General features: G+C 60.1%; 23 protein-coding genes. 10 read left to right on the top strand and 13 right to left on the bottom strand.

What is annotated here, in order from left to right; translation table 11 throughout:
* Positions 1 to 49 precede the first annotated feature (49 nt).
* From xdhA to PL597_RS02070, 4 genes are all read left to right on the top strand, one after another.
* Positions 50 to 1,519, top strand: coding sequence for a xanthine dehydrogenase small subunit (xdhA, locus tag PL597_RS02085; protein WP_271364500.1), 1,470 nt, complete (start codon positions 50 to 52; stop codon positions 1,517 to 1,519).
* A gap of 3 nt (positions 1,520 to 1,522) precedes the next feature.
* Positions 1,523 to 3,862: a xanthine dehydrogenase molybdopterin binding subunit gene (gene xdhB, locus PL597_RS02080; RefSeq protein ID WP_271364499.1), complete on the top strand. Its 2,340-nt coding sequence runs from the start codon at positions 1,523 to 1,525 to the stop codon at positions 3,860 to 3,862.
* A gap of 194 nt (positions 3,863 to 4,056) precedes the next feature.
* Complete coding sequence (xdhC, locus tag PL597_RS02075) at positions 4,057 to 4,911, top strand: xanthine dehydrogenase accessory protein XdhC (RefSeq protein WP_271364498.1); 855 nt, start codon at positions 4,057 to 4,059, stop codon at positions 4,909 to 4,911.
* Positions 4,912 to 5,148: 237 nt separating this feature from the next.
* On the top strand, positions 5,149 to 6,078 hold the full coding sequence (locus PL597_RS02070; protein WP_191217472.1) for a LysR substrate-binding domain-containing protein: 930 nt from the start codon (positions 5,149 to 5,151) through the stop codon (positions 6,076 to 6,078).
* On the opposite strand, the gene PL597_RS02065 is transcribed toward PL597_RS02070, so the two are convergent.
* Positions 6,054 to 6,392 (bottom strand): hypothetical protein, encoded by a 339-nt coding sequence (locus PL597_RS02065; protein ID WP_162520310.1) that lies wholly within the window; start codon positions 6,390 to 6,392, stop codon positions 6,054 to 6,056. The genes PL597_RS02070 and PL597_RS02065 overlap by 25 nt on opposite strands.
* Positions 6,393 to 6,899: 507 nt before the next feature.
* On the opposite strand from PL597_RS02065, the gene puuD reads away from it, so the two are divergent.
* The 4 genes from puuD to PL597_RS02045 all read left to right on the top strand — a co-directional run bounded on the left by puuD (position 6,900) and on the right by PL597_RS02045 (position 11,706).
* Complete coding sequence (gene puuD, locus PL597_RS02060; RefSeq protein ID WP_173989952.1) at positions 6,900 to 8,162, top strand: urate hydroxylase PuuD; 1,263 nt, start codon at positions 6,900 to 6,902, stop codon at positions 8,160 to 8,162.
* Positions 8,159 to 9,469: a guanine deaminase gene (guaD, locus tag PL597_RS02055; protein ID WP_271364497.1), complete on the top strand. Its 1,311-nt coding sequence runs from the start codon at positions 8,159 to 8,161 to the stop codon at positions 9,467 to 9,469. The genes puuD and guaD overlap by 4 nt, the downstream gene beginning before the upstream one ends.
* A gap of 273 nt (positions 9,470 to 9,742) precedes the next feature.
* Positions 9,743 to 10,492: a sulfite exporter TauE/SafE family protein gene (locus tag PL597_RS02050; protein ID WP_269835227.1), complete on the top strand. Its 750-nt coding sequence runs from the start codon at positions 9,743 to 9,745 to the stop codon at positions 10,490 to 10,492.
* Positions 10,493 to 10,572: 80 nt separating this feature from the next.
* The gene (locus PL597_RS02045) at positions 10,573 to 11,706 is read left to right on the top strand and encodes an alpha-hydroxy acid oxidase (protein WP_162520311.1); all 1,134 of its coding nucleotides are present in this window, start codon (positions 10,573 to 10,575) and stop codon (positions 11,704 to 11,706) included.
* A 182-nt stretch (positions 11,707 to 11,888) separates the two neighbouring features.
* Here the strand turns inward: PL597_RS02045 and PL597_RS02040 are convergent, their stop codons facing one another.
* Both PL597_RS02040 and PL597_RS02035 read right to left on the bottom strand, forming a co-directional pair.
* Positions 11,889 to 12,233 (bottom strand): DMT family transporter, encoded by a 345-nt coding sequence (locus PL597_RS02040; RefSeq protein ID WP_137410809.1) that lies wholly within the window; start codon positions 12,231 to 12,233, stop codon positions 11,889 to 11,891.
* On the bottom strand, positions 12,233 to 12,814 hold the full coding sequence (locus tag PL597_RS02035; RefSeq protein ID WP_271364496.1) for a TetR/AcrR family transcriptional regulator: 582 nt from the start codon (positions 12,812 to 12,814) through the stop codon (positions 12,233 to 12,235). Before PL597_RS02035 ends, PL597_RS02040 begins: the two co-directional genes overlap by 1 nt.
* Positions 12,815 to 13,003: 189 nt before the next feature.
* On the opposite strand from PL597_RS02035, the gene PL597_RS02030 reads away from it, so the two are divergent.
* The gene (locus PL597_RS02030) at positions 13,004 to 14,269 is read left to right on the top strand and encodes a D-alanyl-D-alanine carboxypeptidase (RefSeq protein WP_162520319.1); all 1,266 of its coding nucleotides are present in this window, start codon (positions 13,004 to 13,006) and stop codon (positions 14,267 to 14,269) included.
* A gap of 3 nt (positions 14,270 to 14,272) precedes the next feature.
* On the opposite strand, the gene PL597_RS02025 is transcribed toward PL597_RS02030, so the two are convergent.
* The 9 genes from PL597_RS02025 to PL597_RS01985 all read right to left on the bottom strand — a co-directional run bounded on the left by PL597_RS02025 (position 14,273) and on the right by PL597_RS01985 (position 20,219).
* Positions 14,273 to 15,016, bottom strand: coding sequence for a metallophosphoesterase family protein (locus PL597_RS02025; RefSeq protein WP_077981508.1), 744 nt, complete (start codon positions 15,014 to 15,016; stop codon positions 14,273 to 14,275).
* 5 nt (positions 15,017 to 15,021) lie between these two features.
* Complete coding sequence (uraH, locus tag PL597_RS02020; RefSeq protein ID WP_077981507.1) at positions 15,022 to 15,378, bottom strand: hydroxyisourate hydrolase; 357 nt, start codon at positions 15,376 to 15,378, stop codon at positions 15,022 to 15,024.
* Complete coding sequence (locus PL597_RS02015; protein ID WP_077981506.1) at positions 15,375 to 15,875, bottom strand: ureidoglycolate lyase; 501 nt, start codon at positions 15,873 to 15,875, stop codon at positions 15,375 to 15,377. Before PL597_RS02015 ends, uraH begins: the two co-directional genes overlap by 4 nt.
* A 3-nt stretch (positions 15,876 to 15,878) precedes the next feature.
* Positions 15,879 to 16,241, bottom strand: a complete 363-nt coding sequence (locus PL597_RS02010) for a HepT-like ribonuclease domain-containing protein (protein WP_077981505.1) — start codon at positions 16,239 to 16,241, stop codon at positions 15,879 to 15,881.
* Positions 16,238 to 16,528, bottom strand: a complete 291-nt coding sequence (locus PL597_RS02005) for a nucleotidyltransferase family protein (RefSeq protein WP_035220685.1) — start codon at positions 16,526 to 16,528, stop codon at positions 16,238 to 16,240. Before PL597_RS02005 ends, PL597_RS02010 begins: the two co-directional genes overlap by 4 nt.
* 53 nt (positions 16,529 to 16,581) lie before the next feature.
* Positions 16,582 to 17,079, bottom strand: a complete 498-nt coding sequence (gene uraD, locus PL597_RS02000) for a 2-oxo-4-hydroxy-4-carboxy-5-ureidoimidazoline decarboxylase (RefSeq protein ID WP_271364495.1) — start codon at positions 17,077 to 17,079, stop codon at positions 16,582 to 16,584.
* Positions 17,079 to 18,002, bottom strand: a complete 924-nt coding sequence (gene puuE, locus PL597_RS01995; RefSeq protein ID WP_271364494.1) for an allantoinase PuuE — start codon at positions 18,000 to 18,002, stop codon at positions 17,079 to 17,081. Before puuE ends, uraD begins: the two co-directional genes overlap by 1 nt.
* A gap of 204 nt (positions 18,003 to 18,206) precedes the next feature.
* The gene (locus PL597_RS01990; RefSeq protein ID WP_142911782.1) at positions 18,207 to 18,914 is read right to left on the bottom strand and encodes a DUF1045 domain-containing protein; all 708 of its coding nucleotides are present in this window, start codon (positions 18,912 to 18,914) and stop codon (positions 18,207 to 18,209) included.
* A 96-nt stretch (positions 18,915 to 19,010) separates the two neighbouring features.
* Entirely contained in the window at positions 19,011 to 20,219 is a 1,209-nt protein-coding gene (locus PL597_RS01985) for an NAD(P)/FAD-dependent oxidoreductase (RefSeq protein ID WP_271364493.1), read from the bottom strand.
* Between PL597_RS01985 and mnmD the strand changes: the two genes are divergently transcribed.
* Entirely contained in the window at positions 20,218 to 20,973 is a 756-nt protein-coding gene (mnmD, locus tag PL597_RS01980) for a tRNA (5-methylaminomethyl-2-thiouridine)(34)-methyltransferase MnmD (protein WP_191218304.1), read from the top strand. The genes PL597_RS01985 and mnmD overlap by 2 nt on opposite strands.
* A 30-nt stretch (positions 20,974 to 21,003) precedes the next feature.
* Here mnmD and PL597_RS01975 read toward each other — a convergent pair whose 3' ends face one another.
* On the bottom strand, positions 21,004 to 24,678 hold the full coding sequence (locus PL597_RS01975; protein WP_271364492.1) for a PAS domain-containing hybrid sensor histidine kinase/response regulator: 3,675 nt from the start codon (positions 24,676 to 24,678) through the stop codon (positions 21,004 to 21,006).
* Positions 24,679 to 24,938 lie beyond the last annotated feature (260 nt).

Below are 24,938 nucleotides of genomic sequence, written 5' to 3'. Positions count from 1 at the left end.
ATCACAAGAAACCGGCTCGGCAGCCGGTCAAAAAAAAGCAGGGCATTGCATGAACGACGCGATCAGTTTCATCCTCAACAGCGAAACCATCTCGCTGAAGGGTTTCGGACCGACAGACACGCTTCTCGATTATCTCCGCATCAACAAGCGGTTGACCGGGACCAAGGAAGGCTGCGCCGAAGGCGACTGCGGCGCCTGCACGGTGCTGGTCGGGCGGCTGCTGGACGGTTCTCTGCGATATGAAAGCGTCAATGCCTGCATCCGCTTTTTAGGTTCGCTGCACGGCGCCCATATCGTCACGGTGGAGCATCTGGCCGCGCGCGACGGCACGCTGCACCCCGTACAGCAGGCGATGGTGGATTTCCACGGCTCGCAATGCGGTTTCTGCACGCCGGGCTTCATCATGTCGCTCTACGGCCTGTGGCTATCAAGCGAAAACCCCGGCGGCGCCGACATCGAAAAGGCGCTGCAAGGCAATCTCTGTCGATGCACGGGATATGAGCCGATAGTCCGCGCCGCCGAAAAGATCGCCGCCGCGCGCCCGAGCGCCCTCTTCGACCCGCTGCAACGCGACCGCACCGATATCATGGCAAGGCTCTGGGCGATCCGCGCCAATGAAACGATCACCGTCACCCACGGCGAGGGCCGCACCATCATTCCAGCGACGCTGGCCGAGCTGACCGAGATTTACGCTGCCGAACCGAAGGCGACCATCGTCGCCGGCTCCACCGATGTCGGCCTGTGGGTAACAAAGCAGATGCGGGCGCTGAACCCTGTCATCTTCATCAACAATCTCGGCGATCTGCAAACCATCACCGTGGGTGAAGACGGCGTGACACTGGGCGCTGGCGTCACCTACAGCCAGGCCTTCAAGACCATCGCGGAGTACTTCCCGCCGATTGCCCGGTTGTTCGATCGGCTCGGCGGCGAACAGGTGCGCAATATGGGCACCATCGGCGGCAACATCGCCAACGGCTCGCCCATCGGCGACACGCCGCCAGCGCTGATCGCCCTCGGGGCCACGCTCACCCTGCGCTCGTCCTCCGGCAGCCGCACCGTGCCGCTGGAAAGCTACTTCATCGATTACGGCAAACAGGACCGGCTGAGCGGCGAATTCGTCGAGAAGCTTTTCATTCCGTTCCAGACGCCGGAAAGTCACTACGCTGTCTACAAGATTTCCAAACGCCGCGACGAAGATATTTCCGCGCTCTGCGCCGCCTTCAATCTGACGCTCGATGCCGATGGCGCAGTCGACGACATCCGCATCGCCTTCGGCGGCATGGCCGGCACGCCGAAACGCGCTGCACATCTGGAGGCCGCGCTTCTCGGGAAAGAGTGGTCGCAGGAAACGATCAACGCGGCACGCGATGCGCTGGATGAGGATTTCACCCCGCTGACGGATTGGCGCGCGACCGCCGAATATCGCCAACTGACGGCGAAGAACCTGCTGATACGATTCTTCCTGGAGACATCAGGCGAAAAGCAGGAACTTGCACGTTTCACGCTGGAGGAGGCTTGAACCATGGACACCACAAGCTTCGACAAGACCAAGACCGAAATCGACGGCCCGATGCACACCTCGCTCCGGCATGATTCCGCCCACAAGCATGTGACCGGCAGCGCCGAATATATCGATGACATTCCCGAACCCACCGGCCTCGTCCACGGCGCACTCGGCCTTGCCGACCGTGCTCACGCGGAAATCATCGCGATGGACCTCTCCGAAGTGGAGGCCATACCGGGCGTACTTTGGGTGATGACGGGCAAGGACGTGCCCGGCGAAAACGATGTCTCTTCCGGCGGTCGTCACGATGAGCCGCTGCTCGCCGAGACAAAGGTCGAATTCCACGGCCAGCCGGTCTTCGCCGTCTTTGCCGAAACCCGCGATATCGTCCGCAAGGCCGCACGCAAGGCAAAGATCACCTATAAGGACCTACCGCATTTCACCGATATCGATACCGCAATCGAAAATGGCGGCGCGCTCGTCATCGACCCGATGACGCTGAAACGTGGCGATGCGAAGCTGGAGATGGATGTCGCGCCGCGCCGCCTCACCGGCACGATGCGCATCGGCGGGCAGGAGCATTTTTATCTCGAAAGCCATATCGCGATGGCCGTGCCGGGTGAAGATGACGAAGTGACGCTGTGGAGCTCCACCCAGCATCCAAGCGAAATCCAGCACATTGTCAGCCATATCCTGCAGGTGCCATCCAATGCCGTCACGGTGCAGGTGCGCCGCATGGGTGGCGGTTTCGGCGGCAAGGAAACGCAGGGCAACCAGTTCGCAGCCCTTTGCGCCATCGCCGCCAAGAAGCTGAACCGGGCCGTCAAAATCCGCCCGGACCGCGACGAGGACATGACGGCGACAGGCAAACGCCACGATTTCCGCGTCGATTACGAACTGGGCTTCGATGAGGAAGGCCGCATCCACGCTGTCGATGCCACCTATGCCGCACGCTGCGGTTTTTCCTCCGATCTGTCCGGGCCGGTCACCGACCGTGCGCTGTTCCATGCCGATTCAAGCTATTTCTACCCGAATGTGCACCTCACCTCCCGGCCGCTGAAAACCCACACGGTCTCCAACACCGCCTTTCGCGGCTTCGGCGGCCCGCAGGGCATGCTCGGGGCTGAACGTTTTATCGAGGAGATCGCCTATGCCGTCGGCAAGGATCCGCTCGATATCCGCAAACTGAATTTCTACGGCGAGACCGGCTCCGGCCGCACCACAACGCCCTATCATCAGGAAGTCGAAGACAACATCATCGCCCGCGTCGTCGAGGAACTGGAAACCTCCAGCGACTATCGTGCGCGCCGGCAGGCAATCGTGGATTTCAACAGGACAAGCCCGATCATCCGCAAGGGTATCGCGCTCACCCCCGTCAAGTTCGGCATCTCCTTCACCATGACCGCCTTCAATCAGGCGGGCGCGCTGGTGCATATTTATAATGACGGCTCCATCCACCTGAACCATGGCGGCACCGAAATGGGTCAGGGCCTTTACACCAAGGTGGCGCAGGTGGTGGCCGATGCCTTCCAGGTGGATATCAACAGGGTGAAAATCACCGCCACGACGACGGGCAAGGTGCCGAACACGTCGGCCACCGCCGCCTCGTCCGGCACTGATCTCAACGGCATGGCGGCCTATGACGCCGCCCGTCAGATCCGCGAAAGGCTCATAAAATTCGCCGCGGAGAACTGGAACGTGCCGGAAGAAGAGGTTGTCTTCCTGCCAAACCGGGTGCGCATCGGGCTTGAAGAAATCGCCTTCAACGATTTCGTCAAAAAGGCTTATTTCGCCCGCGTCCAACTATCGGCCGCCGGTTTTTACAAGACGCCAAAAATCCACTGGGACCGCGCCGCCGGTCGCGGCACGCCGTTTTATTATTTCGCCTATGGCGCGGCCTGTTCGGAAGTGTCGATCGATACGCTGACCGGCGAATATTTGATGGAGCGCACCGATATCCTCCACGATGTCGGCAAGTCGCTGAACCCGGCCATCGATATCGGCCAGATCGAAGGCGCCTTCGTGCAGGGCATGGGCTGGCTGACCACGGAGGAACTGTGGTGGGACGGCAAGGGGCGGCTGCGCACCCATGCACCTTCCACCTACAAGATCCCGCTTGCCTCCGACCGGCCAAAGAGCTTCAACGTCAGGCTGGCGGAATGGGCGGAAAATGCCGAACCCACCATCGGCCGCTCGAAGGCCGTGGGCGAGCCGCCCTTCATGCTGGCGATCTCGGTTCTCGAAGCGCTCTCCATGGCCGTCGCCTCCGTCGCCGACTACAAGGTCTGCCCACGCCTCGATGCCCCGGCAACGCCGGAGCGCGTTTTGATGGCGGTGGAACGGTTGAAGAAGGTGTGAGGGGGAAGTGTCCATGCGGCCGAGCCCCCTCATCCGGCCCTTCGGGCCACCTTCTCCCCGGCGGGGAGAAGAAACATGCCGCGCCGTCGCAAATTTCCGCAAAGTTGGTAATGTAAGCGAAAACATCGCTCCGGGTTTCTTCTCCCCGCCGGGGAGAAGGTGGCGCGCAGCGCCGGATGAGGGGGCCAGCCCCAATGCCTGACGCCTCCCTCTCCGCCTTCCTCGCCCGCCCTGCCCCCACCATCCTCGTGGAAATCGAGGCAGTGAAAGGCTCATCCCCACGCGAGGCTGGCACCTTCATGCTGGTCAGCCAGGAAACCTTGTGGGAAACCATCGGCGGCGGACAGTTCGAATATATGGCGATAGACCACGCCCGCGCCATGCTGCGAACAGGGACGGCCGAAGACCGCATGGATATTCCGCTTGGGCCGGAAATCGGCCAATGCTGCGGCGGTCGCACCCTCATCCGCTTCCGGCGGATAACGGCAGAGATTGCCGCCGGGCTTGAGGCGCGGCTGAAGGGCGAAGCCGAACAGCAGCCCGCCGTCTTCATTTTCGGCGCGGGTCACGTCGGCAAGGCGCTGGCAGATGCCATGTCGCTGCTGCCCCTGAGCCTGACGGTGGTGGAAACCCGTGAAAGCGAGTTACGCGATCTTCCATCGACGGTGGGGTCCATCCTCACCCCCATGCCGGAAGCGTTCGTTCCGAAAATCCCGGCAAACGGCGCGGCGATCATCGTCACCCACGACCATGCACTCGATTTCCTGATTGCGAAGGAAGCGCTTGCCCGCGACGATCTCGCTTATGTCGGCATGATCGGCTCGAAGACCAAACGCGCCACCTTTTCCCATTGGCTGGAGCGGGAGGGAGAGCCCCCTTCCCGCCTTGCAAAGCTCACCCTACCCATCGGCGGCAATAGCGTCAGGGACAAACGGCCTGCGATCATAGCGGCCCTTGTGGCAGCCGAGTTGCTGCAAGCATTTTCCGTTGCCGAAATCCGTCGCAACGAAAATCGACACGGCCATCCTCAAGGCCAAGATCACGCCTGAGCCCATCCGGCAGGCTTTCATCCGCCAGATTGTCGGGTTGAAGGCTTTCAAGGGTAAACCGTTCCGCTGTCCGCAGACCCGCACGCAGGCGGGACCACGCGCGCAAGAGTGCTGTGCGCATGTTCGTCTCCATTCAAAAATATCAGAAGCTCAGTTGATGAATTGAGCTAAAAATGCTCTGTTTTCCGGAGAAAAACCAATGAAACCTTCGGCAATTGGCATAAAGAGAACTTATCCATGAAAATGTCGCGCCAGTTCCCGCTGAACGCCCTGCGGGTGTTCGAAGCCGCCGCAAGGCATCTCAGTTTCACCAAGGCCGGTGAGGAACTGGGAATGACGCAGACGGCGGTGAGCTATCAGGTGAAACTGCTGGAAGAGAATATCGGCGAGCCGCTCTTCATCAGAAGGGCGCGGCAGGTTTCGCTGACCGAGGCCGGGCAGAAACTCGCGCCGAAAGTCGCCGAAGCTTTCAATACGTTACAGGAGGCCGTAGATAGTGTGCGTGACACGCCTGACGCCACCTTGACCATCCATTCCACGGCCACCTTTGCTTCGCGCTGGCTCTCGCGGCATCTGGGAGCTTTCCAGCTCGAACATCCTTCCATCGCCGTGCGGTTGGAAACGTCGGGGACATTGATCGATTTTTCCCAATCCGATTGCGATGTCGCCATTCGCTGGAGCAAAGATAACGGCAAAGGGCTTATCTATCATCAATTGCTGCGCGGCGTTTATACGCCGATGCTGCATCCGAGCCTTGCCGAAAGCATCGGCGGATTGCACAAACCGGAAGACCTGCTGCGCCTGCGCATCATCGATCCCGGCGATATCTGGTGGAGCCAATGGTTCCAGGAAGTCGGCGTCGAAAATCCCGGCCTAGACCGTTATCCCCGCAGCCGCCTCAATGTACAGGCCTTCGAAGCCGCCGCCGCGATCGCCAGCCAAGGGGTGGCCATGCTCACCCCTGAACTCTATGCCGATGAGATTGCCCTCGGCCGCCTTTACCAGCCCTTCGAACACCTCAGCAGCGAAGGCAAGAACTATTGGCTGGTTTACCCCGAAAACCGCAGGAACATCCGCAAGATCAAACTGTTTCGCGACTGGATATTGAAGCGGATCGAAGAAAGCCATCCGCAGCAACCGCCTCAAAACCCCATGTCCGGCGCGTAAAAACAGCGCGGCGTATCCTCATCCGGAAACAGGCAGAGATGATATTCGCCATCTTCGGATCGTCTTGCCTCGCGCTGCGACCAGTTGAAGACGTGGCGTCGCGTGACCATGCGGTGATCGCCGGGCGCGAGCGAGACCTCGTAACCGTCGGACGTGACACGAACACTGCGCGTGGGGATCATCTGGCAGTCGCCGGTTTCGGCGTCGCCATTGCAGCAATAGCTTTCATATTTAAACCCCTTGTGGGATTCATGGGCAAGCGCGGTGGCGCTGAACGCCAGAGATAGGAAGAGGACCGTCAGAACAAGGCGCATCGGCATGGTCTCCGTTGAAACAACGGCGGCTGCCGGAAGATCATTGCGTCCCTTTATTCAAATTTCACATCAACACTTACCCGGACACAACGGCGCCAGGAACTGCGATACCTGCCCCCTGATCTGCCCCCACCCAGGGTTCGCAGCGCCCGCTTCCGGAAGAACCGCCAGCGAAACATGTCATGGAAGCCCTGCGTATCGCGCATAAAACCGGAATGGAATTTCGGCAAGACGCCCCACAGGACTCCGCAGCCTTATATTTTAGCACATCAGCAGACTGCACAAAGGATAATAGCTGAGTCGCGTTAGCCAGCTAAGCACAAACGATGCGACAGGAATGAGCTAGTGCAACTTTACCGGGCCAACCCATGCGAAAGGATACAACAAACTGATATTGCAGACACAAGAGCATCGGATTGTGAACAATCGCGCCCCAAGCTTTGCTTTCCCCTTCCCTAAAGGCCAAATTTCTCGCAAGGTGCGCTGCACAAGGATCAGGGGAACCGCATGTACGAATACGCCATTGCGTGGGAATGGATGGCCTTTGCCGTCCGCTGGCTCCACGTCATCACCGCCATCGCCTGGATCGGCTCATCCTTTTATTTCATCGCGCTCGATCTCGGGCTGGTCAAACGCCCGGATATGCCGCCGGGTGCCTATGGCGAGGAATGGCAGGTGCATGGCGGCGGTTTTTACCACATTCAGAAATATCTGGTTGCGCCTGCCCAGATGCCCGAGCACCTGACATGGTTCAAATGGGAAAGCTACGTCACCTGGCTTTCCGGCTTCGCCATGCTCTGCATCGTTTATTATGGCGGCGCCGATCTCTTCCTCATCGATCATTCGGTGCTTGATCTCACCCAGTTCCAGGCCATCGGCCTGTCGCTTGCATCGCTTGCCATTGGCTGGCTGTTTTACGATTTCCTCTGCAAATCGCCGCTCGGCAACAACACATGGGGCTTGATGATTGTCCTTTATGTCGCGCTGGTGGCGATGGCATGGGGTTACACGCAGGTCTTCACCGGCCGTGCCGCCTTCCTGCATCTCGGCGCGTTTACCGCCACCATCATGTCGGCGAATGTGTTCTTCATCATCATCCCCAACCAGAAGATCGTCGTCGCTGACCTGATCGCCGGGCGCACGCCGGACCCGAAATATGGCCGCATCGCCAAGCAGCGCTCGCTACACAACAACTATCTGACGTTGCCCGTGATCTTCTTCATGCTGTCGAACCATTATCCGCTGGCCTTTGCGACCCAGTTCAACTGGATCATCGCAGCGCTGGTGTTCCTGATGGGCGTCACCATCCGCCACTGGTTCAACACCACCCACGCCCGCAAGGGCAAGCCGACTTGGACCTGGCTCGCGACCGCGCTCATCTTCATCGTCATCATGTGGCTTTCCACGGTGCCGAAGGTGCTGACCGGCGAAGAAGAACAGAAGGCAGCGACGCTTTCGCCGATGCAGCAGCAATTCGTCACCGACACCCATTTCGCCAAGGCCCGCGATGTGGTTCAGGGCCGCTGTTCCATGTGCCATGCGGCCGAGCCGGTGTGGGAAGGCGTGCCCTTCACACCGAAATCGGTGAAGCTCGAAACCGACGAACAGATCGCCGCCCATGCGCGCGAAATCTATTTGCAAGCCGGCCGCAGCCATGCCATGCCTCCCGGCAACATCACCGCCATCACCCCGGATGAGCGCAAGCTGCTGACCGCATGGTATGAAAGTGCGGTTTCCGGGGCTGGAACAGCGGAAGGAAAAACCGAATGAGCATGGTTCTGCTGCGTGGCCGTCTGCTGAGCTTCCGCCGCGCGCCGCTCGCAATCGACGATACGCAAAGCTATGTCTATATCGAAGACGGTGGCCTGCTGATCGAAGACGGCAGGATCGCTGCCATTGGCGACTACGCCGATATCCGTGAGACAGCCCCCGAAAACGTCGAGGAAAAGGACCACCGCCCGCATCTCATCGTGCCCGGCCTCATCGACATGCACCTGCATTTCCCGCAGATGCAGGTCATCGGCTCCTATGCCGCCAATCTCTTGGAATGGCTGAACACCTATACCTTCCCGGAAGAATGCCGTTTCGTCGAAACTGCCCACGCCCAGCGCATCGCCACGCATTTTTACGACGAGCTTCTGCGCCACGGCACCACCACCGCCGTTGCCTATTGCTCCGTGCACAAGACCTCCGCCGACGCCTTTTTCGCGGAAGCTCTGAAGCGCAACATGCTGATGGTCGGCGGCAAGGTGATGATGGACCGCAACGCCCCGCAAGGACTGCTCGACACGCCGGAAACCTCCTATGACGAGACCCGGGCCGTCATCGCCGACTGGCACGGCAAGGGCCGCAACCACGTCGCCATCACCCCCCGCTTCGCCATCACCTCCACGCCGAAGCAGATGGAAGCCGCCCAGACGCTGGCGCAGGAATTTCCCGATCTCTTCATCCAGACGCATCTTTCCGAAAATCTGGACGAGATCAAATATACCTGCGAACTCTACCCGGAAGCGATCGATTACACCGATATCTATGTGCGCTACGGCCTGATGGGCGAAAAGACCCTGCTCGGCCACGCCATCCACCTCTCTGACCGCGAGGCAGATGTACTCTCGGAAACCGGCGCGGTAGCCGTACATTGCCCCACCTCGAACCTCTTCATCGGCTCCGGCCTGTTCCCGATGAAAAAGCTGCAACGGCGCGAAAAGCCTGTTCGTATCGCGGTTGCCACCGATATCGGCGGCGGATCGAGCTATTCCATGCTGCGCACCATGGACGAGGCCTACAAGATCCAGCAATTGCTGGGCGAACGTCTCAACCCGCTGGAAAGCTGGTATCTGATGACCCGAGGCAATGCCGAAGCCCTCTCCATGGTCGATCGCATCGGCACGCTGGAGGCCGGCACGGACGCCGACATCACCGTGCTGAACGCCTCCTCGACACCCGCCATGGCGCTGAAGATGGAAGTGGTGAACAGCCTGACGGAAGAACTGTTCCTGATGCTGACCATGGGTGACGACCGCACCGTCGTCGAAACCTACGTGGCCGGTAAGGCGATGAAAAGCACACTTGCATAGTTCGGCTTGGGCCGAAACATCCGGTCACGATCTCGCTTAAACCAATATCTATGGAGCGAGCGGATGCCCCTTGTTTCTTCTCCCCGCCGGGGAGAAGTCCGCGGCAGCGGGATGAGGGGGCAACGTCGGCGATATTCGGAGAGCTTGCCCCCTCATCCGACCCTTCGGGCCACCTTCTCCCCGGCGGGGAGAAGAAACCGTGCCGCACCCGCTCGCTTCATATGATTGCCTGGCACCCCCCGGCCGAAATGCGAATGACCTCTGGAGTGCCCCATGCCGGATCTAGACCCAACCACCCTGCTCATGATACTCGCGACCTTCATCGTTGCCGGCATCGTCAAGGGGGTGACCGGCATGGGACTGCCCACCGTCGCCATGGGCGTGCTCGGCCTCTTCATGCCGCCGGTCATCGCCGCCGGCCTGCTCATCCTGCCCTCCTTCATCACAAATATCTGGCAATTGCTGGCTGGGCCTGATTTCCGGGCCATCGTGAAGCGGCTGTGGCCGATGATGATAGCCATTGTGCTTGGCACCCTCATCGGCATCCGGCTGATGACGGCGGGCACCGGCGTCTGGACCACCTCGGCGCTCGGCCTGTGCCTTGCGGTTTACGCGACGTATAGCCTGCTTGCCAGACCGGTCTCGTTTCCGGCAAGACTGGAACCAAAACTCTCACCCGTCATGGGGCTGGCGACGGGCCTTCTGACCGGCGGCACCGGAATTTTCGTCGTGCCCGCCGTCCCCTATGTTCAGTCACTCGGATTTAACCGCGACGATCTCGTGCAAGCGCTCGGCCTTTCCTTCACCGTTTCAACCATTGCACTGGCTACCGGGCTTGCCTCGCAGAATGCCTTTCACGTCGAGCATCTGTCACTTTCCGCGCTGGCCGTCCTGCCGGCCCTTGCCGGCATGTGGCTCGGTCAGAAGGTTCGCCACATCGTCAGCCCGGCGACGTTCCGGCGTTGGTTTCTCATCTGCCTGCTTCTGCTCGGCTGCGAACTGTTCCTGCGCGCATTTTGGTAACAGTACGGCGACGATTTTGATGTCGCCACCACGCCATCCATGCTATGTGAAGCCATCATTCAAATGTGAAGGCTTTATCCATGGGCAAAATCCTGACCATAGCGGACCTGAAGCAACAGGCTCAGCGCCGTGTGCCGAAAATGTTTTTCGACTACGCCGACAGCGGCGCATGGACGGAAGGCACCTACCGCGCCAATGAGGAGGATTTTTCCAAGATAAAGCTGCGCCAGCGCGTGCTGGTCGACATGACCGACCGGTCGCTTGCCACCGAAATGATCGGTGAGAAGGTTTCGATGCCAGTGGCTCTTTCCCCCACCGGCCTGACCGGCATGCAGCACGCCGATGGCGAGATGCTGGCGGCACAAGCAGCCGAAGAATTCGGCGTACCCTTCACGCTTTCCACCATGAGCATCTGCTCCATCGAGGATGTCGCCTCGGTCACCTCGAAACCCTTCTGGTTCCAGCTCTATGTGATGAAGGACCGCGACTTCGTCAACAATCTGATCGACCGGGCGAAGGCCGCCGGGTGCTCGGCACTGGTGCTGACGCTCGATCTGCAAATTCTCGGCCAGCGCCACAAGGATCTGCGCAACGGCCTCTCGGCCCCGCCAAAATTCACCCCGAAACACATCTGGCAGATGGCGACCCGGCCGAAATGGTGCCTGGACATGGCGCGCACCAAGCGGCGCAGCTTCGGCAACATCGTCGGCCACGCCAAAAACGTCTCCGACCTCTCCTCGCTCTCCTCCTGGACGGCGGAACAGTTCGATCCGCGCCTGTCGTGGAAAGACGTCGAATGGATCAAGCAGCGTTGGGGCGGCAAGCTTATCCTCAAGGGCATCCTTGACGAGGAGGATGCGCGCGCCTCGCTCGATACCGGCGCCGACGCCATCATCGTTTCCAACCATGGCGGCCGCCAGCTTGATGGCGCGCATTCCTCCATCGCCATGCTGCCGAAGATCGTCGACGCCGTCGGTGACAGGGTCGAGGTGCATATGGATGGCGGCGTCCGCTCCGGTCAGGATGTGCTGAAAGCCGTGGCGCTCGGCGCCAAAGGCACCTATATCGGCCGCCCCTTCCTCTATGGCCTCGGCGCCGATGGCAAGCGGGGCGTAACCACGGCGCTGGAGATCATCCGCAAGGAGATGGATGTCAGCATGGCGCTTTGCGGCAAGCGGCTGATTACGGATGTGGATCGCAGCATTCTGGCGTGATGGTGATAACTCAGAGCCAGTGTCTCAGAACGCCCCGTCGTACTTTGCCTCCCTCATCCCTGTGCTCGTCACAGGGAGCCGGCCCAAGTCCTTGGGCCGAAAGGACTCTCCCCGTCGCGCAGACGCGCGCCGGCTGGATTCCTGTGACGGGCGCAGGAATGAGGAAGGGTGCAGGAGTGCCGTTAATGCCCCACCGTCTTCGAAAAAACATTCACAATCACCACCCCCGTCACGATAAACCCGAGGCCGATGACGGCGGCGATATCCAGCGTCTGGCGGAAAACGAAATAACCGATCCCGGAAATCAGCACGATGCCCAGCCCGCTCCAGATCGCATAGGCCACGCCGACCGGCATGGCCCGCAGTGTGAACGACAGCAGATAAAAAGCCGCACCGTAAAACAGCGCCATCAGCACCGTCGGCAAAAACCGGGAGAATTGCTGCGACTGCTGCAGAAAGGAGGTCGCGATGACTTCGCAGACGATGGCGGCGACGAGCGCTCCATAGGTCAAGACAGCTGCATTCATCACCCTGCATCCTTCTTCGTCTGCGCGATCATGCGCGCTCTGAGAGCCGCCCTGTCGCCACCTGCCCTGCCATCATCGGCCAGAAGATCGGCGAACCAGATGCCGTCAGCGGCAAGCCGTACCAGCTCCAGTACCACCCCACTATCCGTTTCCTTATGACGGGCAAGCCGCCCCTCGATCCAGCTGTTCCACATGCGTCGAAGCGACGGTTCACCGACCATGGAAACCGAAATCGCGGCCCACTGTTTCCCCGAATCCCTGCCCCGATCCGAGAAAACTGCATTCACATAGGCCCTCGTGAAGCGTCCGAAAGCTTCACAATCCTGTGAGAGGAGGTCATCGACTTCACAGTCCAGAGCCGCCAGAAGGTCCGCCATGACCGCTTCCAGCAGCGCCTGCTTGGATGGGAAATGATGGAACAACCCGCCTTTCGTCACCCCGGCCGCGTCCGCAACCGCCTGCACCGAGAGCGCCGCAACACCCTGTTCAGCAGCGAGTCTGGCCGCGCAATCGAGAAGATTGCGGCGCACGAGTTCGGGTTGCTTCTTGCGTTCATATGCATTTGTCATGACACTAAACATACCGGATGGTTGGTTTCTTTTCAAGGAAATAGCAGGGCCGCCCGCCAGCTTGAAATTCATACTTAATTAAGCATGAAAGCGATCTCTAAAGTTTTAGCGGTTTTGTTGCCGGAAAGTGTCAGTAAAACTTCGCCCATCGCGGCGATCGAACAAAAGGGGTGAATTATGTCGGGAACGGTCAAACGGGGAATGGCGGGTGCATGGGTCTTCGCGCTCGCCTTCTTTTGCGCGATCCTCTCATTGCAGGCGTCGCCTGCGCAGGCGGGTTATGCCCATTTCATCATGGACGCCAATACCGGCAAGGTTCTGGCCGCTCGCAACGCCGATGTGCTCAACCACCCCGCATCGCTCACCAAGATGATGACGCTTTACATGACCTTCGAGGCCCTGCATTCCGGGAAACTGCGCTGGGACCAGAAGATAAAGATGTCAAAGAACGGCGCGTCGGTCATCCCCTCGAAGCTCTATGTACGCCAGGGCCAGACCTTCACCGTGCGCGAGGCCGTCTATGGCATGATCGTCAAATCCGCCAACGACATGGCGGAAGGCATGGGCGACCATCTCGGCGGCTCGGAGGCGCGCTTTGCCCAAATGATGACCCGCAAGGCCCGCCAGCTAGGCATGACGAAAACGGTGTTCCGCAACGCCTCCGGCCTGCCCAGCAAATCGCAGGTGACGACAGCGCGCGACATGGCGAAACTCGGCCTGGCGCTGCAGCGTGACTTTCCCAAGGAATACCGCCTCTTCGCCATGGAATCCTTCAGCTTTCGGGGAAAACGCATCCGCGGCCACAACAATCTGATGTATCGCTACAAGGGCATGGACGGCATCAAGACCGGTTACACCAATGCCTCCGGCTTCAACCTCGTCAGCGCCGTCAATCATAATGGCCGCCGTGTCGTTGGCGTCGTGCTAGGCGGCAAGACTGCCCGCAGCCGCGATGCCCAGATGGCCGCCCTTCTCGACAAGGCCGTGCCGCAGGCATCGAGAAGCCGCAATACCGAACAGCTCGTCGCCAGCGCGAGTGTCAGCCGTACCTTCGATGTGCCGCCCGCAGCCGTGCCGCTGCCCATGTTTGCCGAACGCCGCCGCGCAGATCCGGTCGCCATGCAGATCGCCACAGCGAACGATCAGGTGGCCGACATGATGCAGGTTTCAGCCATTCCGCGGCCGGCACCCGCTGCAGCCTCCGTCGGCCAGCGCAGCCGCTGGGAAGTGCAGATCGCCGCCACCGACAGCGAAGCCGCCGCCCGCTCGCTGCTCGCCAATGCCCGCTCCAACATCGCCAGAAACCATGCCGGGATCGCTCCCTATACCGAAGCGGTGCAAAGCGGATCGGCAACGCTTTACCGCGCCCGGTTCACCGGCTTCGAAGACCAGTCTTCGGCGGTTGCCGCCTGCAAGGCGCTGAAGGCGCAGTCCTATGCATGCGTGGTGATGACCAGTGAGGGGTGATCCTTACCGCTTCAGCCAGCCGTTCTCCAATGCATCAGCCAGATAGGGAATGCCGTTGACCCTCGCCATTTCCGACATGGCCAGATTGTCGTAGCGGATATTCCGGAAATAGACCTGCCAGCCGCGCCCGGTCTCTTCCAGCACGGCATAGGTGGCGAGCGCATGGCCCGCCTCGACATGATGATCGAAAGGCGTGTCGTCCTTCCAGCCGGGGCAACCGACGCTACCGGGATTGACGATCAACCGGCCGTTGGAAAGCTGTACCGCACGGGGAATATGCGTGTGTCCGCACAGCATCAGCGGCTGGGAGATACCTTCCGCCCGCTCCTCTATTTCGGTCAGCGGCCGCAGTTTCAGCACGCCTTCCGGCGACAGCGTTTCCAGCCAATAGTCGAGATCACCAAGCGGCGAGCCATGGCAGCAATAGGCGATATCCTTGAACACCATGCTGAAGGGTAAGGTTTGCAACCAGTCCAGATGGGCGGCGCTCAGCTGCGCATGCGCCGGTCTTTCCCAGCTTCCCATCTCCTCCGGCGCGCGCTCGATCAGTTCCCGGTCATGATTGCCGCGAATGCTGGGAATCCAGTTGCTAACAAGCACGTCGCCGGTAAAACCCGCTTCCAGCGGGCCGCTGAAACAATCGCCGAGATTGACGATGTCCTTGATGCCAAGACGGGCGATATCCTCCAGCACGGCTTCAAGTGCTGCGCAGTTTCCGTGAATATCGGCAATGGCGGCAAAGATCATGGCAATCAGCTTCCTCGATAGGTGGAATAGCTATAGGGCGAAAGCAGAAGCGGCACGTGGTAGTGGCCGCTCTCGTCGGCAATGCCGAAACGGATCGGGATAATGTCGAGAAAGGCCGGCTCCGCCAGCACCACGCCCTTGCCGCGCAGGTAATCGCCGGCATGGAAAACCAGCTCGTATTCGCCGGCCTTGAAACTGTCGCCGACAAGCAGCGGTCCCCCATCGACACGGCCGTCGCTATTGGTCTGCACCGTCTTCAGCTTTTCGCGGCGATCGCCGGAGAGCCGGTAAAGCTCGATCGTCAGCCCTTGCGCGGGCGTGCCATGGGCGGCATCGAGGACATGGGTAGTCAAACCGGTCATGGCTTGGGCTCCGCGATCATATAGGGCTCATCGAAAAAATACTCTTCCAGATTGTTACCCGGCCCATCGCGGTCGGCAACCAGAAAATCCGAAACCGCCTGCAACGGCATCAGCGGATAGTGCCAGACATTGCGGCGATAGTTCACGCCCTGATCGCCCCTCGCCAGAAACACCTGCGGCCGGCCGGGCCGGCCGCCATCGTCATCGGCGACGACCACGAGGAAAGGCCGGCCGGAGAGCGGCGAAAAACTCTGGCTGCCGAGCGGATGCCGCTCCATCATTTCAATCTCGTGCGGAAAGACCCGCGGCTGCCCGCGGAAAATATTGAGGATGACACGCGCACCCTCGCCCGCAGCCTCCGGCGCTGCAAGCGCATGGTGCCGCTCGGTCTGCCCGCCATTGATGTGCCGCATGGAAGAGGGTGTCGTTTCGATCACATCGCCAAAGGATGCGAAAGCCTCTTTGGTGAGAGGTTTTATGTCGAGAAAATCAGTCAAATGTCATTCACCTTGGGCATGCCAGTTTCGGAGAAGGGAGAGACGCGCCTGCAAATCCGGAATGCTCTGCGTTATCGTTTTCCAGACGACCGAGAGTTCCGCCCGGAAATAATCATGCACGATTAGATTGCGCATACCCTTCATCTTGATCCAGGGGATCTCCGGGTGCTGCTGTAAAAACGCGGGGTATTGCTTATCCAGCTTGGCGACCGCCTCGCCAATCACGGCAAGACCCATCATGACCGCCATCTGCGTCCGCGTGTCGGAAGAAAAAGCGGCCTCATCCATATCGTGAACGAAATCACGTATTCTGGAGGCGGCAACATCCATCTCCTTCAGATAGAGCAGAAGCCGATCCGTACTCATACCGCTTTGGCTTCCTTCAGAACCCGCGCCCGTATGTCCGAATGCAGGCCGCCTGAGGTGACGACGTCGACCTCCACACCAAGCAGCGCCTTCAATTCCTCCAGCAAGCCGCCAAGGTCGAACAATGTCGTGCCCGGCAGCGCATCCACCAGAATATCGAGGTCGCTGTCCGGGCGGTCCTCGCCGCGGGCGACGGAGCCGAACACGCGCGGGTTCGCCGCGTTGAAGCGTTTCGTCGCTTCGCGGATCGCTTCCCTGTTCTTTTCCAGCACCTCGGAAGGTCTCATGATCTTCATCTCCAGACGGCACGATTCTAGCAGAACGGCCACCGCTCGCCAATTCAGCCTTCCGGCAGCATCGAGGAAAGGCGCAGCCAGGCGATCTTCTCCACCTGCGCCATCGCCGTCTCAAATTCTTCGGCCGCGCCGTTGCCGATGCGCGTCTCGAAGGCGGAAAGAATATCGTGCCTGTTCAGCCCCTTGACCGCGATGATGAAGGGAAAGCCGAATTTTTTGGTATAGGCGCCGTTCAATGTGGTAAAGCGGGCGTGCTCTTCGGGGGTAAGCCGATCCAGCCCGGCGCCGGCCTGTTCGTTGCGGCTGTCGGCCGTCAACTCGCCCGCAATCGCCAGCTTGCCGGCCAGATCGGGATGCGCCCGCAATACGCCGAGCCTCTCCGCCTCCGAAGCCGCGCGAAACTGACCGCTGAGCACGGCGTGAACAGCCTTGGCCGTTAGCTCCAAACCCGCTCCGCCGGCGTCATAGGCCCGCTCGGCTATGAAGGGCGAATGTTCGAACACGCCCCCGAATCGGGTGACAAAGTCCTCGCGCGTCACCATCAAAACACCTCCGGCCTGTGATGTTCATGCCAGTGACGGGCGATCTCGATGCGCTGCGGGATCCACACTTTCTCATGACCGAGCACATATTCGATGAAACGGCGAAGTGCCGCCGCGCGCCCGGGACGGCCGACAAGACGGCAATGCAGGCCGACGCTCATCATCTTCGGCGCGCCCTCGACACCTTCCTGATAAAGCACGTCGAATGCATCCTTCAGATAGGTGAAGAACTGGTCGCCGGAATTGAAGCCCTGCGGCGTGGCGAACCGCATATCGTTGGTTTCAAGCGTATAGGGAATGATGAGGAAAGGCTCTTCCTTCGGACCTTTCACCCAATAGGGCAGATCGTCGGCATAGGAATCCGACGAATAAAGGAAACCGCCCTCTTCCATGACGAGGCGCAGCGTATTGTCGGAAGGCTTACCCTGATACAGGCCGTAAGGGCGCTCGCCGGTAACCTCCGTGTGCAGACGCACGGCCTCAACGATGTGCTTGCGCTCTTCCTCTTCGGAAAAATCCTTATATTCCAGCCAGCGATAACCATGGCTGGCGATTTCCCAGCCCGCTTCCTTCATCGCTGCTACGGCCTCGGGGTTACGGGCCATGGCAGCGGTCACGCCGTAAACGGTGGTGGTGACGCCAAGCCCGGTGAACATGCGCCACAGCCGCCAGAAACCGGCGCGCGAGCCATATTCGTAGATCGATTCCATGTTCAGGTTGCGCTGGCCCGGCCACGGCTGCGCGCCGACGATTTCCGAAAGCAGCGATTCCGACGCCTTGTCATTGTCGAGAATGCAGCTCTCGCCGCCCTCCTCGTAATTGATGACGAATTGCACGGCGATGCGCGCGCCGCCCGGCCATTTCGGATCGGGAACATTGCGGCCATAGCCCACCAGATTGCGGGAGTAATTTTCGGAAATCATTCAGCCACCCAGACCATCTCTCCCAAGGCGGAAACCGATTTCGGGAGACATAAAACAGACCTCCGAAGCGCGATGACCCGCAACGGGCACAACATACGCTTCAGATATGCGATATCCGAACGGTAGCATCCGCTTCCGGAATGTCGAGATCAATTTTGCTGACATTCCGATGCTTTTTTGTATACGATTGTGCCGTTGCGCTCTTCAGGCGATCTTTCGGGCGGAAACACGGCCCATGGGGTGAAGCGAGTGCACCCGGAAAGGCGCGCCCGGCTCATCCTCAATGAAAAGCGCAAGGCTGGAAAACTGCAGGGACCGGGTCAGCAGCGGCTCGAAAACCTTGCGCACGGCCCGCTCTATCCTCTGGCTGCTGGACGCTTCCACACCGCCGGTCAGCGACATCTGGAAACGGAACTCATCCATCACATGCGGACTACCCCAGCGATGCAGATTGGTGAGCTGCGAGGCCGACAGCCGGTCGGGATCCGCCCGCTCGATTTCCGCGTCGGAGAGCGGCGCCCGATAACGGTCGAATTCCTGCACCACGCGGGCGGCGAAAAAATGCAGCACTTCACAGGGACGCTCGGGAACGAGACTGAAGATATTCTCCTGTCTCGCCACCACAAGTTGCGGCAACATGAAGGGCTCATGCTTGCCGGAAAAATACATCAGGTCGCGCAAAAGCGCGGCCTCGGAATGGCCTTCGGCAAGGCGGAAGGGAGCCTTGATCGTGCCATGGAAACCATACCTGCGCGGCAGGGCCGTATGGTAGGAAATCTCCTGCATGCCGAGGTCGATCGTGCCGGGAGGTTCCACAGCCTGACCTGAATAGACATCGCGCCCCAACCACGCGGCCGCCGCCTGCGTCAGGGGGTCATTGGGGGAAGGCGTGAAATGAATGGCGTATCGCATGCACTGTCACCTCGCCGCAAATGCGGACAAACCGGCCTCTTTGCAGGCCAGCAAATAAGTGATTTGCGTGACAGATTAACGACGTGGGCGGCCTTGTCAGAACTTTCTAAAGGCCGCGACGGCAATACTCACGTGTTGTTGAAGGTGAAAGCCCGAGGGGATGACAGGCGTGTGACCGCACACGGTTTGCAACGCCGCATCGGCAAGAAAATGCGCCAGCCCGAAGCTGACCTTGAAGCCGCCGGTGAGCGCAACGAGCCTCGGATGGCCGGGGATCGCGCCCACCATCGGGTCCCTCCCCACCGCTTTCGGGCGCAGCCCCGCCCAGCGTTCCAGCACCGGCGCGCGGACAAGCGAGGGAACAACGGCAGACGCATCCGCAAGCAGTTTTTCAAGTTTTTCATCGGTACTTAAGGGATCGGAAAAACAATCTTCGCTGGTACTGCCGATCGCAACAGTGCCGTCTTCATGCGGCACGATATAAAGACCGTTCAGAAACACCACCGGCATCGCCGCGTCGGCCGCCGCATCGAGAAGCGCCGCCTGCCCCTTCACCGCCTGCCCGAGCGTCACACCGGCATCCAAACCGAGGGCGTCGCGGATAAGGGGAAAAGAACCATGGCCGTTGGCGACGATGACATGGCCGAAAGAAACCTCCTCGCCCGACGACAGCACCGCCCGCCCGGCATCCGCATCGAGCAAAAGAACGCCACGACCTTCCGCCAGCCGCACATGCCGCGCCTTGCCGAGAAAAGCCGAAAGAAGGGCGATCAGCGCACGCGGCGAAACCCGAGCCGCCAGCGTATCGAACACGAAACCCGCCTCACCCGCCGCATCATCCACCCAGCCCGCGACCGAAGGGCTGTCGCCGACATGCCAATGGAACCGGCGCTCACCCGAAACCCAGTTCTCCAGCGCATCCCGTTCGTGTCGCTCGGCAATGGCGCGCAGATGCGGCTTCGGCAGCGGAATGATCCGGCCTGAGCGACGGTAGCCGGCGGAAAGCCCGGTCTCCGCCTCCAGCCCGGCAATCTCTTTTTCCAGGGCAACGAGAGCGTCAAACTGGAACTGCTTCTTGTCCGACCAGCGGTCCGGCATATGCGGCATCAGTGCGCCCAGCAGCCCGCCGCTGGCGCCGCCGCCGGTGCGATCCGCCTCCACCAGCAATGTCTCGATGCCGAGCCGTTCCGCCTTGACGGCGGCCCACAGCCCCATGATGCCGCCGCCGACGACGAGGAGCGGCACGGAAGCCGGTAATCTTGGAGATTGACCGTTTTCGAAAGCAGGATTATCGGCTTTAGCCATGAAACATTCCAACGAAAATATCACAGAGACCGGCGCAGCGGCCGGTTCATCGGTCGGGGAAGCCTCAACCGCGCTCGACTGGCGTGAAGGGGATATGCCCTATTCACTGGCCTTTGACGACCATTTTTATTGCCAGACGGATGGCCGGCTGGAATGCGGCCATGTCTTCCTCTCCGGAAACGGCCTGCCGGAGCGCTGGCTCGAACGCGAGGGCGTCTTCCGCATTGGCGAACTGGGCTTCGGCACCGGGCTTAACCTCTGCGAGACATGGCGCCAATGGAAAGAGATGCGCAACGGCCGCTCCACGCTGCATTTCATCTCCTTCGAACTCTACCCGATGAAGGCGGAGGAAATCGACCGGGCGCTTTCCCGCTGGCCGGAAGTGGATGCCGAACGCAAGGCGCTCACCGCCCTCTGGCCCGCCGAGCCGAAAGGACGGGTCGAAATCCGGCTCGATGACGAAACGCGCCTGACAGTGGTTTGCGGCGAAGCGCTCACCGGCATTTCCGCAAGCGAGGAAAATTTCGACGCCTGGTTTCTCGATGGCTTCGCACCCGCGCGCAATCCGGACATGTGGTCGCTGGAGATCATGCAGGCGCTTTTCGCAAAGACGGCGCCCGGCGGCACATTCGCCACCTATGCCGCCGCCGGCTTCGTTCGCCGCAACCTCATCGCCACCGGTTTTGAGCTGGAGCGTCGGAAAGGATTTGCCGGAAAGCGGGAGATGCTCTGCGGCATAAAACCATTCGGCTGACGCCAGCACAGCACTGTTCTGGTCGAAAAGTCAGACGCGCGGCGCATCGCGGCGCGGCATGTTTTCGCCCAGCCATTGCGCGATCTTGTCTTCCAGCGTTTCGGGGCTAATGGGCTTCGACAGATAGTCATCCATACCCGCCTCCAGGCATAGTTCACGGTCCGCCTCCTGCGTATGGGCGGTTACGCCGATGATCGGCACATGTCGGCCGTCGGCGGCGGTCCGTTCCGCGGCGCGTATGGCCTGCGTCGCCTGATGCCCGTTCATGACCGGCATCGAGACATCCATCAGGATAAGTGCGGGATTATTCTCCTGCCACGCCTGCACGGCTTTCTTGCCATTGCCGACAATCAGAAAGCGCAGACCCGCCTGCTGCAGTATCTGGCTGAAGACTATCTGGTTGACGTCATTGTCTTCCGCCACCAGCACATCGACCAGATTGGACCGATGCCGTAAAGGCACTGCCGTGGCTGTGTCAGCCCGCTGTTTCCTCACCACGGGGCCGTTTTCCGGCCGGACGGCGCGCGCATCGCGGCCTGCCTCAAGTAGCGCCGGAGCCTGGCGAGCGCGTTTCAGCCGCACATCCCGCACCACATCGAACAGGGTGGAACGGAGCAGCCGCGCCCGTGCCGGCTTCATCAGATGCGCCTGCACGTTGAGATCGGTGAACAGCGTCTCGTCACCGACGACATCCATGGAGGTCAGGAAAACAATGGCGATATCGTCAAAACGCGCATCCGCCCGGATCCGCTCCACCACATCCAGCCCGTTCATGACGGGCATGTGATAGTCGAGAATGACGGCGTCAATGGCAAATCCAAGCGCCACCGCCTCCTCCAGCACCGCAATGCCAGTAGGTCCGTCACCCACCGCGTGGCCGTCTATGCCCCAGCTTCTCAACTGCTCCGTCAAAATACGGCGGTTGACGTCGTTATCGTCAATGACGAGCACGCGAATATCGTCGATCGCCACGGAAAGAAACGGGAGATCGCGCTGTCTCTCGGTCACCTGAAACGGAATATTGACCTCGAAAGTCGATCCCTTTCCAACGTCGCTGACGACATTGATCGCGCCATCGAACAAACCGACGAGCCCGACCGTAATCGCCAGCCCCAGCCCGGTTCCCTCGTGCCGGCGCGTGGCGGAACCATCGACCTGGCTGAACTTGTCGAAGATGGTTTCAAGCTTGTCGGCCGGAATGCCGATCCCGCTGTCTTCGACGCGCAATGACAGAATGGCCTCGGACGTTTCCGCCGACCGCGCCGAAAGCTCGACCAGCACATGCCCCGTTTCCGTAAACTTGACGGCGTTTCCAACGATATTGGTGACGATCTGCCGAAAGCGGCCGGCATCGCCGATAACCTTGCCGAAGACAGAAGCATCGATCCGGACGATCAGCTCAATGTCCTTTTCAAGCGCCGCCGAGGACAGGAGCGACACCACATCCTCGACCGCCTCCGCCGGATCGAAGGGCACGCTGCGCAGCCTCATCTGCCCGGCCTCGATCTTCGAAAAATCGAGAATGTCGTTGATGATCGTCAGAAGCGCATTGCCGGATTTGACGATGATATCGGTAAAGGTCTTCTGCCGCGTATCGAGATTGGATTTGGCCAGAAGCTCCGCCATGCCGAGAACGCCATTCATGGGCGTGCGGATTTCGTGGCTCATATTGGCCAGGAATTCCGATTTGGCCCGATCCGCCGCTTCCGCGCGTGACAGAAGCCGCTGCAATTCCTCTTCACGCAGCTTCATCTCGGTCACATCGGTGACGATGATGAGCCAGTAATTGCCGGAACTGTTGGTGGCTTCCAGATTGAGCCAGCTTTTGCCGGCGACATGGATGAGCCACGAAAACGGCCGGTTGGCGGCAATATTCTCCCTCCAGGCGCGCAGCGTCTCGGCAGCCTCCTCGGCCGTGCCGAAATCGCCGCGGCCGGCGCAATGGGCGAAGAAACCCGACCAGTTGCAGCCCTTTTCCAGGAGATGCGGCGGCACGTCGAACATGCGCGCCATCGCCTCGTTGGACATGATGATCGTGCCCTGCTCGACCAGCACCAGCCCCTGCGCCATGGCGCGCGTGGCTCCCTGCATATATTCGCCGACCCGCTCCAGTTCGGCCTTCGCCTTGCTGATCTCGACATCGCGCATGCGCACATCGGTGACATCGGCATAGGTGCTGAGGATTTTCCCGCCTTCTAGCCGGGTTTTCGAAATGACCGTGACCTTGCCGCTTTTGCTTCGCACCTCACGGGGCGCAAAGACCTCCTCCTTTAAAAGCCGTTGCACCCGCTCGCCATAGACCTCATCGAAAGGCCTGTCGCCATAGTCATAAAGGCCGCTGTCGAAATTCATCTCCATGAATTCGCGATAAGTTTTGCCGACAAGCGACTTTTCGCCGCCGATCTCTCCCCAGACCTCATAAAAGAACGGATTGACATATTCGATGACGAGATCGGCGTCGAGCAGCAGCACGCCCACCGGCAGGGCATGAAGAACCGCTTCAAGCTGGCGGTGCAGCTTCTCGGCTTCGGCCTGGGCGGCGATCAGCGCCTTTTCCCGCTCCTGCAAAAGGCTGACATCGGTAACGGAACCCACCAGATAATATTCGTCATCCGGCGTCGCAACCCGGCCGAGCCGGGTGATGACGGGAATGGCCTGTCCGTTGCGCTGAGGCATGTTTCCCGTGCGTTCGAGCGCCTCTCCGGTCTGCAAAATCCGTTCGTTTTCCTGCTGGAACTGGGAGCCGTTCTGCGGGAACATTTCGGATTCGGTCTTGCCCATATAGTCGGCGAGATTACCGCCCAGGAATGTATCGTAGGCGGCATTGGCGTAGGTCAGCCGCCTGTCCTGATCCCTCAGGAACACGCCGACCGGCAATTGTTCAAGCGCAGCGCGCAGCAGCCATGTCTCGCGGATTTGTGTGCTCAGAAGAGTCTCATGCGCCTTGAACTCGGTCACATCTACCCTGAGCCCGACAAGCATGCCGTTGTCCAGCCGCTTGTTGATCATGCGCACCCAGCGGCCGTCGGCAAACTGTTCGACCCTTTCGAGATAGGGGAGGGAAAAATCACGCAGCTGCTTCTGCATCCAGTCTTCGAAAGACGGCGCGTCACCCTCCAGAAAACGATATCCGCTCGAAAAATAGAGCGTTTTCATCAATGCTTCGAGCCGGATGCCGGGTTTCAGCTCGATGTCGAGATCACCGTAAAACTCTGCGAAGCGCGCGTTACAATAGACCAGCCGATTATCCCGGTCATAAACGACGATGCCGGCATCGATGAAATCCATGACGCCGCTGCTGAACAAAATATCCGACGCACCGCCCACGGCCGCGGACTTGCGCGAAACAGCCGACGGCGTCTCCTCGAACATTTCGAACAGGAAAAGATTGCCGTCTTCACCGACGAAGCGTTCGCAGCGAAGCAAGGACGATTCCACGCTGGTCGGGACATGACAGGCTATCGTCTCGTCAGTCGCAAAGACCAGCGAACGACGCTCACGATCCTCCCGCTCTGCATCGCGAATGTCGGCGGAGAGGGAAAGAGTGGTATGACCTTCAAATCCTGAAGGCTCTTGCCCCATGACCCGGGCATAGGCGGCATTGACCACGACATAGCGCAGCTCGCTGTCCTTGATGCACGCGGGCAGGTCGAGGGCGGCAACAGCCTTGCAAGCCTTTTCCAGCAACCCGCAGCCTTCGGTCAATCGATACTCCACACCTTGCAGTCCATCCCTGTCGAATCAAATATTTCCGGACGCCGTCTCAGAAAACGTTATGTGAGAAAATCGATCTTTGCTATGTATTCGAGGGTGTCGTTACCCTTTTTTAACCATAATTCTTCGGCTGCACCCGCGTCGTTGCGGCAATCGCCGGCCACCGATGCGCATGGCTGCCATGCGCCCGCCTGCGGCCATGTTACAAAACTATCGCTTGACTTTGATGCGCAAAACGCCCACATCCCCGT

Source organism: Agrobacterium sp. ST15.13.013 (assembly GCF_027956525.1).
In the GTDB taxonomy this organism is placed as follows: domain Bacteria; phylum Pseudomonadota; class Alphaproteobacteria; order Rhizobiales; family Rhizobiaceae; genus Agrobacterium; species Agrobacterium salinitolerans.
Note: the sequence above shows the minus strand (reverse complement) of the source record. Positions and strands in the feature narration are given on the sequence as shown.

What these genes read in the sequence shown, in the direction of transcription:
- mnmD (WP_191218304.1), top strand. Translation starts at nt 20,218, where the DNA reads ATGAAACATTCCAACGAAAATATCACAGAGACCGGCGCAGCGGCCGGT.
- PL597_RS02040 (WP_137410809.1), bottom strand. Translation starts at nt 12,233, where the DNA reads ATGAATGCAGCTGTCTTGACCTATGGAGCGCTCGTCGCCGCCATCGTC.
- PL597_RS02045 (WP_162520311.1), top strand. Translation starts at nt 10,573, where the DNA reads ATGGGCAAAATCCTGACCATAGCGGACCTGAAGCAACAGGCTCAGCGC.
- xdhA (WP_271364500.1), top strand. Translation starts at nt 50, where the DNA reads ATGAACGACGCGATCAGTTTCATCCTCAACAGCGAAACCATCTCGCTG.
- uraH (WP_077981507.1), bottom strand. Translation starts at nt 15,378, where the DNA reads ATGACCGGTTTGACTACCCATGTCCTCGATGCCGCCCATGGCACGCCC.
- PL597_RS02035 (WP_271364496.1), bottom strand. Translation starts at nt 12,814, where the DNA reads ATGTTTAGTGTCATGACAAATGCATATGAACGCAAGAAGCAACCCGAA.
- puuD (WP_173989952.1), top strand. Translation starts at nt 6,900, where the DNA reads ATGTACGAATACGCCATTGCGTGGGAATGGATGGCCTTTGCCGTCCGC.
- PL597_RS02050 (WP_269835227.1), top strand. Translation starts at nt 9,743, where the DNA reads ATGCCGGATCTAGACCCAACCACCCTGCTCATGATACTCGCGACCTTC.
- uraD (WP_271364495.1), bottom strand. Translation starts at nt 17,079, where the DNA reads ATGGTGACGCGCGAGGACTTTGTCACCCGATTCGGGGGCGTGTTCGAA.
- PL597_RS02025 (WP_077981508.1), bottom strand. Translation starts at nt 15,016, where the DNA reads ATGATCTTTGCCGCCATTGCCGATATTCACGGAAACTGCGCAGCACTT.
- PL597_RS02010 (WP_077981505.1), bottom strand. Translation starts at nt 16,241, where the DNA reads ATGAGTACGGATCGGCTTCTGCTCTATCTGAAGGAGATGGATGTTGCC.
- guaD (WP_271364497.1), top strand. Translation starts at nt 8,159, where the DNA reads ATGAGCATGGTTCTGCTGCGTGGCCGTCTGCTGAGCTTCCGCCGCGCG.
- PL597_RS01985 (WP_271364493.1), bottom strand. Translation starts at nt 20,219, where the DNA reads ATGGCTAAAGCCGATAATCCTGCTTTCGAAAACGGTCAATCTCCAAGA.
- PL597_RS02005 (WP_035220685.1), bottom strand. Translation starts at nt 16,528, where the DNA reads ATGAGACCTTCCGAGGTGCTGGAAAAGAACAGGGAAGCGATCCGCGAA.
- PL597_RS02070 (WP_191217472.1), top strand. Translation starts at nt 5,149, where the DNA reads ATGAAAATGTCGCGCCAGTTCCCGCTGAACGCCCTGCGGGTGTTCGAA.
- xdhB (WP_271364499.1), top strand. Translation starts at nt 1,523, where the DNA reads ATGGACACCACAAGCTTCGACAAGACCAAGACCGAAATCGACGGCCCG.
- puuE (WP_271364494.1), bottom strand. Translation starts at nt 18,002, where the DNA reads ATGATTTCCGAAAATTACTCCCGCAATCTGGTGGGCTATGGCCGCAAT.
- PL597_RS02030 (WP_162520319.1), top strand. Translation starts at nt 13,004, where the DNA reads ATGGCGGGTGCATGGGTCTTCGCGCTCGCCTTCTTTTGCGCGATCCTC.
- PL597_RS02065 (WP_162520310.1), bottom strand. Translation starts at nt 6,392, where the DNA reads ATGCGCCTTGTTCTGACGGTCCTCTTCCTATCTCTGGCGTTCAGCGCC.
- PL597_RS01990 (WP_142911782.1), bottom strand. Translation starts at nt 18,914, where the DNA reads ATGCGATACGCCATTCATTTCACGCCTTCCCCCAATGACCCCCTGACG.
- xdhC (WP_271364498.1), top strand. Translation starts at nt 4,057, where the DNA reads ATGCCTGACGCCTCCCTCTCCGCCTTCCTCGCCCGCCCTGCCCCCACC.